General features: G+C 37.0%; 8 protein-coding genes and 1 CRISPR repeat array. Of the genes, 4 read left to right on the forward strand and 4 right to left on the reverse strand.

The features are described 5' to 3' along the window. Window positions 1-20 precede the first annotated feature (20 nt). From FD44_RS08605 to FD44_RS08620, 4 genes are all read right to left on the reverse strand, one after another. Window positions 21-2,078, reverse strand: coding sequence for a DEAD/DEAH box helicase family protein (locus FD44_RS08605; RefSeq protein WP_010619191.1), 2,058 nt, complete (start codon window positions 2,076-2,078; stop codon window positions 21-23). Beyond that, window positions 2,079-2,492 carry a (deoxy)nucleoside triphosphate pyrophosphohydrolase gene (locus FD44_RS08610; RefSeq protein ID WP_010619190.1) on the reverse strand — a complete coding sequence of 138 codons (414 nt, stop codon included), beginning with the start codon at window positions 2,490-2,492 and terminating at the stop codon, window positions 2,079-2,081. Window positions 2,493-2,632: 140 nt separating this feature from the next. Beyond that, window positions 2,633-4,396, reverse strand: a complete 1,764-nt coding sequence (locus tag FD44_RS08615; RefSeq protein WP_010619189.1) for a DUF2075 domain-containing protein — start codon at window positions 4,394-4,396, stop codon at window positions 2,633-2,635. A gap of 30 nt (window positions 4,397-4,426) precedes the next feature. Then, window positions 4,427-4,741, reverse strand: a complete 315-nt coding sequence (locus FD44_RS08620; RefSeq protein WP_029327491.1) for a nucleotide pyrophosphohydrolase — start codon at window positions 4,739-4,741, stop codon at window positions 4,427-4,429. A 306-nt stretch (window positions 4,742-5,047) separates the two neighbouring features. On the opposite strand from FD44_RS08620, the gene cas5c reads away from it, so the two are divergent. The 4 genes from cas5c to FD44_RS08640 are packed head-to-tail and all read left to right on the forward strand — an operon-like array spanning window position 5,048 to window position 11,020. Then, window positions 5,048-5,779, forward strand: coding sequence for a type I-C CRISPR-associated protein Cas5c (gene cas5c, locus FD44_RS08625; RefSeq protein WP_010619187.1), 732 nt, complete (start codon window positions 5,048-5,050; stop codon window positions 5,777-5,779). After that, entirely contained in the window at window positions 5,776-7,647 is a 1,872-nt protein-coding gene (cas8c, locus tag FD44_RS08630; RefSeq protein ID WP_010619186.1) for a type I-C CRISPR-associated protein Cas8c/Csd1, read from the forward strand. The genes cas5c and cas8c overlap by 4 nt, the downstream gene beginning before the upstream one ends. Beyond that, the gene (gene cas7c, locus FD44_RS08635) at window positions 7,648-8,547 is read left to right on the forward strand and encodes a type I-C CRISPR-associated protein Cas7/Csd2 (protein ID WP_010619185.1); all 900 of its coding nucleotides are present in this window, start codon (window positions 7,648-7,650) and stop codon (window positions 8,545-8,547) included. Between the two features lie 25 nt (window positions 8,548-8,572). Then, window positions 8,573-11,020, forward strand: coding sequence for a CRISPR-associated helicase/endonuclease Cas3 (locus FD44_RS08640; protein WP_010619184.1), 2,448 nt, complete (start codon window positions 8,573-8,575; stop codon window positions 11,018-11,020). Between the two features lie 155 nt (window positions 11,021-11,175). Further along, window positions 11,176-12,087: direct repeats of the CRISPR family, unit length 33 nt; unit sequence GTCGCACCTTGTATGAGGTGCGTGAATTGAAAT. Window positions 12,088-12,141: the final 54 nt, after the last annotated feature.

Raw genomic sequence — 12,141 nt, forward strand, 5'->3', positions numbered from 1 at the left:
ACACATAAAATTTGACACTCTCACTCTTTAGTCACAAATGTTAGTACTTTATCTTCACTTTCTGACAGACTTCTATTTTCTTCAACTTTTTTTAGGAAATGATTATAATTATTAAATTTATTAGCAAACACCATCGGATCAACGGAACCCCATTTTTGAAAATCGGATAAAAGTGGCGATCTCCCAATCTTAAACTTCAGCGACTTATAGTCCTCAACCAATTCTTTTTGTGCAGTTAGGTTTGTGGTATTGATTGCTTCATAAATTCGTTCCTTGACAATTTTACTAAAACTAATAGTAGAAACCCCAATGAGTTGTTGAGTCGTTAAGGTATCACGCGCCTTATTCTTACTACGCGTTTTATCACCCGTTAAAGCGATCGGAATTAAATAATTGTTTTTATAGTCCCCAATAAAATCAATTACGTTTACGAAGTCTTTATCAGGCGCTTTTCTTAAGCCACGCCCTAACTGTTGTATAAACACGATACTTGATTGCGTATTTCTTAATAGCACAACCTGATTGACACAGGGGATATCAATTCCTTCATTAAATATATCAACGGTAATTATGTATTCAATTTCGCCTGATTCCAATTGCTTAACCGCACTGTCCCTATCCATTTGCGAGGTGCTTCCTGATAAAGCAACGGCCCTATGATTTTTCTTAGTAAAATTTTCTGCTAGTGCCTGTGCTTCTTTTACACTACTACAAAAAATTAAGCCATGGACTTTTTCTCCCGAATAACCGAAGTAGTCTACCTGTTTAAGAATATATGCAACACGCTCATCAGAAGCTAACCACTTTAAATCACTTAAGTCTGAAGTTTGAACGCCATCAACTTCATAATCTGTAACACCAATATAGTGAAATGGACAAAGCATATTTTCTTCCAGTGCCGCTTTTAACCGTATCTCATACGCAATATTATAATCAAATAATTCATACAAATTGTAGCCATCGGTTCTTTCTGGCGTAGCCGTCATCCCCAATAAGAAATTAGGCTTAAAGTAATTAATCAAATTTTGATATGATTTGGCGCCTGCTCTATGAACCTCGTCTATTAATATGTAATCAAAGTCTTTAGGGTCAAATAGTTCATAGTTTTCTGGTTTAGACAATGTTTGAATCGATGCAAATAAGTATTTTGCCCTGCTATCGGTACGATTACCAGTAAATAACCCATAATCTTTTCGATTACCCCCGATTACTTTGTAAAAACTTTCTAACGACTTTTTCAAAATTTGTTCTCTGTGTACAACAAATAAGAATCGCTTAGGCTCGAACTGTTTAACATCAAAAGCTCCTAAAAATGTCTTTCCTGTCCCAGTTGCAGAAACGATAAGTGCCCTTTGTGCTCCCGATAACCTTTCGGCTTTTAAAGATTTTAGTGCTTCATTTTGCATAACATTTGGAACAATTGTATGAAAAATGTATTTAGTTTCATTTAACTCGTTAGGGGATTTCTCTTCCGGTTTTGATTGATTATAAGTAATTTCATAATTATCAATCCATTCATCTGTTAACTCTATAGCTTGTCCCCACGTTTCATCCATTTCTGAACAAATTTGATTAGTAACATCACTATTTTCAAATGAGGAAAATCGAAGATTCCATTCGTAATTTTGAATTAACGCATTACGAGTTAAATTTGAGCTACCAATAATAACAGACTGATAGTTTTCTTTACCATGCTCAAACATGTATCCTTTTGCATGAAAACCATTTTTCTCGAGCACTCGGACTTCAACATTAGGTAACTTTAATAGTTCTCTAAACGCCTTTGGCTGATTAAAGTTTAAATAATTTGATGTAAGTATTCGTCCCTTAACGCCTTTCTTAGAAATATCCGCAATCTTTGCCTTTAAGGGCGTTAATATATTTTCCGAAACAAATGCCACGGCAAAAGTAAATCCACTACAATGATCTAATTCATCATTAATATGAAAATACATATTATCATTTGGGCGATTATTGATGAGTTGAGAACGAAATTCCTCAGTTAACGCATATTTGTTTCGATCAACATATCCAGCTAAAACTGATTCTTCAATTTTACTTTCAATTTTATCGTCCAATTAAAATTGCACCTCCTTTATTTTGGCTTGGCTAATTATCTGCATGGCTTTTATATCTGCATCTGCCCATTTTAAGTCTGTTAATTTGTTTGGTTCTACCCAACTAACTTTACTATGAGCAACTAAATCCCTATTCTCAGTTAGAAATTTTGCATAATACACAGCTAAGTGAATTGTTCCAAAATCATACCTATGTTCTGACTCCGTAATCTTTGAACCGACTATAATTTCATCATTAAATTCCTCTTCAATTTCACGTTTTAATGCCTCTTGGGGCATCTCCCCATTCTCTATTTTACCTCCAGGAAATTCCCATAACGTTCCTAATATCCGATCATTATTTCTTTTTGTAGCTAATATTTTCCCATCATTTATTAGTGCTGCTCCAACTACATAAATATCCTTATCAGCCATCATAGAAACCTCCTACATAATATTATTTACACCATTATAATCTATATTTGTCTATGATTGATGTTTTTTATCCAGTCAAAAGGCCTTCACAGTTACACCTGAAATGATGATTAGGTAACTGTGAAGGCCTATTTATCAATTTAGTTCATATTTCTTTCATTTTGTACTTCCATCAGTTTTTGTTGCAGCGCTTCATCCACCGCATAAATATAAAGTCCATGAACACCTCTTGTCAGGAGAACGTTTAATTCATTGGCCAACAATTGATCCGCAACCCTTACCTTGGAATTGTCTTTCAGGGTTCTTCTTCTCGTTGCCTTGCTATTAAAACTAGCATCTGGATTAAACACTACTTTTCCATGGCGATATGTAACAGATGGTCCAATGATAACCCCGCTATAATTTAAATCAAATCCTTGAATTGTATAAGTAGAGCCTATTTCATTAATAGTCTGCGGTTGTTCAGCCCATGAAAGCCCACGATTTTTTAGTTTAAGCTCTTTATCGGGTTCTATTTGCAGGTTCCACGGCTTTTCCCACTCGCCAATCTTAACATCCCAATGCTCATCACCGTCTTTCGGCTTCTTCTTATCAATATACTCCCAGTCGAAGGTTGCAAGCATTCTTGAAAGCCCATGTTCATCGCTTTCTTCAGAACCAGCGTGTTTCTTAATTTCTTTTTCCAAGTCTTCGGGTGACTTCATTACTCTTAAATCATATCCTCGATCATCTTTAGGCAAAAAGGTCAGTTTGCGACCATAAACGAAGTCTTTAATCCAGTTAATCGTTTGAGCGCTTGCATCCATTCGCATCTGATTTTTTAGTTGAACTAAATTTCCTTGTTTGTTAGCACTTTCCCTTAATTGGTTAATTTCTGCCTCTTCCCAATATTCTTCAGTTGTTAATGTTTGATGTTTATCAAAAATAACGATGACTACTCTTGCTCGTTTTAAAATATCCTCAAGTTGGTTATTCCCTTGATATGATTGCTTACCTTGAGTCCATAGCAAATGCGCTTCATCTATTAATACAACATCTACTGGGGCATCCTCACTATGGTTATTAATAAATCGAGTGGGCTTACTAACAATATCTGGATTTTCTTTATCTAGACCTAATTTCTTTGCTATCTGCTGATAAACGGTTAGCTGCTGATTGTGATTTACGAGCAAATAATTATCCAACGGTCGCTCTCCGTCTATATTACTCAACAAATAAAATAGGCTACTTAACAAAACCGTTTTCCCTGAGCCGGCCTCACCCTCAACAAAAATCATTTGTCCAATTTTGTTGGATCCGATTGCATCAGTGACTTTGTTCATAATTAATTCTCTTGCATATGCTTGATCCTTAGTCAATGAATGAAACGGAGATGCTTTAAAAACCGCTGAATCACGAATAACGCGTTCAACAGGGAATAACGTTTTATTTTTAACTCTAAGTTTGCGCCAAATTTTAGTAAATAATGGTTCCATTTCATCACTAGTAAAATACTTGCTTTGACTATTTGTTCTTCTATTATCAAGCTGCTTTACTGAATCAACACTACCTAAATACAGCATTAATCTATTTTCAATATCAAGTGTCAATGACTTGTTAAAGTGCTCATGACCAATGACCAGCATACTAATGTCGTCTTTTTTTGAAAGTCGATCCCAGTCCGGTCGCTCTTTTGGATCTTCGTTTAAATGTTGTAACGTTCTTCGGCCGATATCATTCGTTTCCCCAACGTATACTTCATACGTATCGGTTTTAACATCCCTTTTGGTATAAATGATGTAGTCTGTTGGATAATCTAAAATAAGCTCTTTCTTTTTCTCGTCACCCTTAACTGCAGTTTCAAGAGATTGGATAGCATGCGCGTTATATTTTACTTCCTCAACGATTGGCGATTTTAAATCCAAGATTTATTTCCCTCCAAGCAAAACTACAATCTATTTTGTATCATTAAAGTTCCATTTACGATTATTATTTACATTCAACTTACTCTGAATAATATCATAAGGATTTACTCCTAATTTATCACACATGTAAAATGCATAGATCAAAGTATCCGCAATTTCATCCTCCAAATGTTTCTGCTCCTTGTCAGACAACTTGTGGTCATTATCCTTCCACTGAAAAATCTCCAAGACTTCACTTGCTTCCAAGTTTAGAGAAAGTGCCAGATCTTTTAAGTTGTGGTATTTTTGCCAACCGCGGTCATTTCGAAATTTGATGAGTTCATCATGTATTTGCGGATAGTCCATAGCTTTATCCTCCTGCTTTATTCGAAGTATGAGACTACATTGTGCTATTATAATTCTATCATGGTATTTCCATGCGAATTGAAAAATATTTAAAGAGCTTGATTTCAAAGCTTTCTTTAGAAGGAGCAAGCAAAAAGCTCCTTCTTTAAATATGTTATATAACATACTTTCATATTAAAAGACCTTTGTTAAATAACATAAAGTGTGCTATGATTAGTTATGGTTAGTTAAGTTTATTAATTTCATCTTTAGTTATTGACTGTAAGTAATTTATTTTTTAACAATTATGAGAGGAGGAGTAATTTTATGACAAAAGAATATTTAGAGTATGAATTTTGGGGACCAAATGCCCTTTACACGGACCCATTAAGTCGTGGGGGCGAGAAACTGAGCTTTCAAATTCCCACATATCAGTCTTTAATAGGAACAACTGAAAGCATTTACTGGAAACCGACATTTACCTATGTTATTGATGACTTAAGAATTTTAAATCCGATTCAGGTTGAATCTAAAGCAATGCGTCCATTTGATAAAAGATTGGCAATCGACCACAATACGCTTGCCTATTACACCTATCTGACAAAGGTTCGGTACCAGGTCCGCTGCCATATCGAATGGAATCTTCAACGAGAGGATTTAGCATCAGATAGAAATATGAAAAAGCATGTCGCCATTTTCAAGCGAGCATTAAAAGCCGGCGGTCGACGCGATATCTTTTTAGGTACCCGAGAATGCCAAGGTTATGTTAAACCTCAAGTATTTGGAACTGGTGATGGGTACTATGATGAAGTTCCTTCTCAATATTTTGGCTTGATGTTCCATGGCTATAATTATCCTAGCGATACTGGCGATCCAATGTTTTCAGTTCGTATGACTGCTCCCACAATGGTGCATGGCATGGTTCACTTTGAACGACCCGAAGAATGTCGAATCGTGCAACCAATTCGTGAAATTAAAGCAGTAGGTGGCCATGATCAAAATTTGTTTGAGTCTGTAGATGATCTATACCAGCAAATGATTGGGGATGATGATCAGTGACAATTTTTCAAGATTTAGTAAAAGTTTACGATGATAATCAAGACAAAATTGGCGTATTCGAACAGGATCATTTTCAAAATGATTTTACATTACTTCCCGCTTCACATATTTCCGTCAATATTCAAGTTGAAGTAACGATTGATGACCAAGGGAACTTTCTAACTGCAAACACTTTAGATAAGCAAGGTAATACGACAGTCATTCCAGCAACTATTGAATCCGCAAACAGAGCAAGTAATCCGGAAGCACATCCCCTACAAGACAAAGTAAAGTATGTTGCTGGGGACTATCCTGATTATGCATCCAACGATAAGAAAGCCAGTGTTTACTATCCAAAATATATTGACTTGCTAAAAGCTTGGTCGGAATCTGAATACACGAATTCACGCATTAAAGCGATTTATCAGTATCAGCAAAAGAAATCTCTTATCCAAGATTTAATAAGTTCATCTGTAATTGAACTTGAAGACGGAAATGTCAGCAAAAAAGACAGTGACCTTTTCGTGCGATTCAATGTTTATGATGAAAATCCTGTTCCTGTCTGGCAGGATCGACAGTTATTTAAATCCTGGACTGCATTTTATGAACAATTTTTAAGCAAATCAAAAGCGCCAATGATTGATTACTTGACGGGTAACCGAGGTCCAACCACCAAGCTGAGTGAAAGAAATATTAACCCTGCAACTAGTGGCGCTAAACTCATTTCCGCCAATGATGGCAGCAACTTTACTTATCGCGGTATGTTCTTGGACGATGATTTTTATAGTGTGGGATACTTAGAATCTCAAAAAATGATGCATTCACTCAAATGGCTAATACAACGTCAAGGCTTGAAAAGTGATAGTCGCGTTTTCCTTTTTTGGAGTGATGAAAATAGTAACGATTTAATCTCGGATACTGCAAGATCACTTACATCTGGCATCCCAGCTTGGCGGCAAAAACAAATACAACTGCTATCAGAAATTCAATCTTCTGGAGATACAGGAAAAGAAATTGCACAGGCCTATAACGAACGATTATTGGGTATGAACTCTGATATTCAGTATGGACAACCCGTTCATATCATCTTTCTAGACGCTGCTACAACGGGACGAATGGCGACTGTTTATTATAATTTTATGGATACAAAATTATTTCGTTCACATGTGGAACAATGGGCAAAAAATTGTGGAATCGTCCTTAATGGACAAGGAAAACAATTTGTTCATACTCCCACTATTAATCAAATTCTTAAAAGTGCCTATCAAACAGGACGTGGCGGACAACGCTATGAAACTGTCAAAAAACGTGCGACTAGCCGATTATTAATTTCAATAATAAATGGTGCCAACGTTCCAAATGATATATTAACCACCTTGCAGGCCCGCTTAATTAAGCCACAAGGATATGAAAGTCTTAGCCAATGGTACTATGACCTCAATAACTATGTTGCAGTTCTAAACTACAATCAACGGAAAGGAAAAATAAATATGACATTAAACCCTGATAACCTTGATCGATCCTATTTATTTGGACGACTGCTGGCACTTGCGGATGATGCAGAAAGTACAGCACTCTACCAACAACAAGCAGCCAATAAAAATGTTAGTTCACGTTTAACTACAGCCTTGCGCTTCATGACAAATTTCAATGAACGACCTGCCACAACTTGGCAACGAATCTATCAAAGCATTGTACGTTCATATTTAATGAAATTGAGTGGTGGCAGCCAATATTACTATCAAGAACAGTTCAAAGAAATTATGGATCTCTTAAACGATAACGGAATGACTGACGATCCACTCTCGCCACTCTACCTGAGCGGATTTGCTTCACAACATGTTTTTAATCATCGTAAAAATAAACAAACTAACGAGGAGGAAGAATAAATGAGTACAAAAATTTTAGATCACAAGATAGACTTTTCTATTGTAATTGGAGTTAAAAATGCAAATCCTAACGGGGACCCATTAGATGGTAATCGACCACGAATTAATGCGGACGGATTTGGTGAAATAACCGATGTAGCCATCAAGCGTAAGATTAGAAACCGTTGGCAAGACATGGGAAAATCCGTTTTAGTACAGATGGAAGAACGGGTAACTGACGGATTCATGAACATTCGTGACCGCGTGAAACAAAGTGAATCGGTCCAAACTGCGATTGCTACTCAAAAAGAAAAGGTAAACCATTGGCGAGATGATTTATACAGTGCCGCTTGTGAGAGTTGGCTAGACGTTCGTGCCTTTGGACAAGTAATGCCATTTAGCGCAAGTAAAAAGTTGAAAGATGGCCTAGATGGTGTGTCAATTGGAATTAGAGGGCCTGTCACCATTCAATCTGCTTACAGTGTTAAACCAATTAGTATTAAAGAAGAACAAATCACTAAGTCCATCAACTTAGAGCCTGGTGAAGGAAAAGGCAGTGACACTATGGGAACAAAAGCAACTGTCCCCTTTAGTGCATACAAGTTCAACGGAAGTATCAACGTAGAACAAGCTGAAAAGACTGGCTTCACGGTCGAAGATGCAGCCGCTTTGAAAGAAGCGCTTAGAACATTATTTGTTAACGACAGCTCATCGGCGCGTCCTGAAGGTTCAATGGCTGTTCTAAAATTAATTTGGTGGGAACATGATTCCAAACTTGGCAAACTCGCACCTTACATTATTCATGACTTAACTAAAGTTTCTTATCCAGAAAAAGCAACCTCATTTAATCAAGTTGACGTTCAGGTGGATGATCCGGCAGATATGACAGGAATTCATCGCGAAATTATTGCCGGTTATTAATCTATTTTTTTTGGGGGGTTAAGCTATGTACATTGGGCATATAGGTCAGGATGATGATCGAATTCAAGAATTATCTACTCACTTATTAAGTGTTCGTGATATGTGTTATCAATGGGGAAAAGAGATTGGTTTAGCCCACGTTTGTGGCCTAGCGGGTTGGCTCCATGACATGGGAAAGTATAGCGACACATTTCAGGACTACATCATCAAATCCCATGATAATGATCCAAGTGCTATTAGAGGATCCGTGGACCACGCAACAGCAGGTGCTATCTTCTTAGCCAACTATAGCCAAAATCCTGGTGAATTAGATGAAGTATTAGTTGAATTAGTCGGTAATGTGGTCATGGCACACCATAATTCTAAGGGTGCTCTGGATTATATTAATCCCGAAGTATTGGATTCACCCTTTACAAAAAGGATTAATAAATCTAATACAGATTTAATTTATAGTCCACAAATGATTGAGGCTTCCGAACGCTTTTTTTCTGATTTTGATACGTCTGAATTTTCAAAATATTACCAAGCAGCAATTGATGAAATAAGACCATTAGAAAACACAATTATTCAAACGCAAGCTTTTTTCTTGCGCTACGTTTTAAGTACCCTTATTGACGCTGATCACACTGATACCGCCGATTTCGAAAGCAACAACACCTATAAGCAGACTGTTCAATCTTCCAGCATCCTCTCGCATTATTTTGATATAAATGAGGAAGCCGTTCAAACTCAAATCAAAGAAAATTCAACCGTTTCTAACCCAAGAACTAAGAAGCTGAATCAACTTCGTCAAAAAATGTCTGATGCTTGTTACCAAACTGCAAGTGAAGCTACTGGAATTTACTCCCTCTCCGTTCCTACTGGTGGTGGTAAAACGCTCTCTAGTTTAAGATTTGCACTAAGGAAAGCAAAATTACAGGGCATTCAACGGATTATTTACGTCGTCCCTTATACGACAATTATCGAACAAAACGCAAATGCCATTCGTAAACGTCTAAACTGGAACGCAAACGACAGTGCAAACATTTTGGAATATCATTCTACTATCATGAATGAGCCGAAAGATCCTGCCTACTACTATGCAAGGGATAGCTGGGATTCACCAATTATCATTACATCACAGGTAGCTTACCTAGATGCCCTATATGGCAGAGGTAGCAAAAACATTAGGCATATGCATCAACTAATCAATTCGGTGATTATTTTCGATGAGATTCAAACACTTCCCCTTAACTGTATCGAATTAAATAACGACGCGATTCAATGGCTAGAACAGCAAAATACGACAAGTTTGTTATGCACTGCCACCCAACCAGCCCTTGAAAAGTTACCTCATGGACTATCGATTGCAAAAGAGATTGTCCCTGATCTTTCGTTCGCACAGAATGCATTTAAAAGAGTTGAAATTAAGCCAGTTTTTAATGAAGCTCAACAATTAAAAGTCCATTCTCTTAGTGATTTAATTTCATTAACCGAGGAACAGTTGCATTACCAAAATAGCGTGTTAGTTATTTTAAATACAAAAAAGGTCGTTCGAGCAGCCTATGAAGCATTGCCCGAACAACCGGGATTAAAAAAATTCCACCTATCAACTTCAATGTGTCCAAAGAATCGACAGGACAAGTTTGAGGAAATAAAGAAACAATTAGACGCTACAAAAAATAGCGAGAACAATAAAGTTGCTGTTTTTGCGACTAATTTAATTGAAGCCGGTGTCGATTTAAGCTTTGAATGTGTGATCCGGTCTGTCGCGGGAATTGACAGTATCGTACAAGCTGCCGGCCGTTGTAATCGAAATAATGAAGTAGATCTTGGGAAAACATTTGTGGTTAAAATGGCTACAGATGTTGAGTATATCGGCGGTCCTTTACGATTATTGAAAGACAAATCTGATATCACAGATGCACTAATTCAAAAAAATCACAATCAGGACTTATTGGCTGATTCAGTCATTACTGATTATTTTACAAGATTATATGCTGAAAAAAGATCAGAGCTTCCCTATCCAGTAAATACTTCAAAAACAGAGATTTCACTTTATCCACTAATTTGTGATCTCGATAAAGATCCAAAAAAAGAAAGTATTAAGGCCTATGTAAAGAAATTCGGCAATCTACCACCTACCTTATTCTCTACGGCACCGAATACGGTAGCAAATTATTTCCGTGTTATTGACTCAGAAACCACAAACGTTATCGTTCAATATAACACTGAAAGTATTCGTCTAGTTAGTGAGTTAATTTCAGAAAAAAGTAAATTTGAGAACATTTCAAAACTATTAAAGAAGGCTCAACCATATTGTGTTTCAGTATTTGGTGATCCAAATAATTCTAGAAGTGCGCTTGGTCAATTGCTGAGTACAGGCGATGTGCAATTTTATCCAGAGCAGGGTATATATGTAGCAGCTGATAACGCCTACAGTAAAGATTTAGGATTAGTGGGAACTGGAAATTTTGATTATTTAGACTATTAGTGCGAATACGAAGTACACATACTTTCTTTGGCTAATTCGCACCATAAAATTCAATAATTTTGATCAATTTTCTTAAAAGCTACTCTTTGTTTCATATGTTTCTGTACCGCCGCATATATGTAGTGTTTTATAGACGTATAGCACTATATATTGCGGTCGCACCTTGTATGAGGTGCGTGAATTGAAATAGTAATTGACCCAACTGTTTGTACACCTGCTCCAAGTCGCACCTTGTATGAGGTGCGTGAATTGAAATATCTGTGTAACAGCTAGGATACCCAACGCATCTAGCGTCGCACCTTGTATGAGGTGCGTGAATTGAAATCTGATGATACTGTTGTTTTAATGCCAGACGGTGCAAGTCGCACCTTGTATGAGGTGCGTGAATTGAAATTAAAGACTTCCTCAACGTGATTGGTAAAGTCGGTGTCGCACCTTGTATGAGGTGCGTGAATTGAAATATGACAAACGAACCAGTTAATCCAGAAGTAGACCGTCGCACCTTGTATGAGGTGCGTGAATTGAAATAATCAGTAACAACCTAATGAGTCAGTTGTACAAGTCGCACCTTGTATGAGGTGCGTGAATTGAAATAATCCGTTTGGCAGGCTATTGATACAGCGGTGAGTCGCACCTTGTATGAGGTGCGTGAATTGAAATAGGACAGGAAATGCTATTTCAGGAGTTGACGACGTCGCACCTTGTATGAGGTGCGTGAATTGAAATAAAAGTCATTCAAAAGTGTTAATGCTGTCACCAAGTCGCACCTTGTATGAGGTGCGTGAATTGAAATTCATGAATCAGGCTGGAATCCTAAAGCTACCAACTCGTCGCACCTTGTATGAGGTGCGTGAATTGAAATACAACTTCCAACGACTGGAAATCAAGAAGGATATTGTCGCACCTTGTATGAGGTGCGTGAATTGAAATAACTGATATGAATACTGTTTTAACTGATGGGTTTGTCGCACCTTGTATGAGGTGCGTGAATTGAAATTTAGAAATTACAGATGTGTTCAATTGGCTTAATAATGGTCGCACCTTGTATGAGGTGCGTGAATTGAAATATATAATCCATCACTTGCTAGATGAATTATACGGTCGCACCTTGTATGAGGTGC

The sequence above is a fragment of the Secundilactobacillus malefermentans DSM 5705 = KCTC 3548 genome, from assembly GCF_001436395.1.
Taxonomy (GTDB): Bacteria; Bacillota; Bacilli; order Lactobacillales; family Lactobacillaceae; genus Secundilactobacillus; species Secundilactobacillus malefermentans.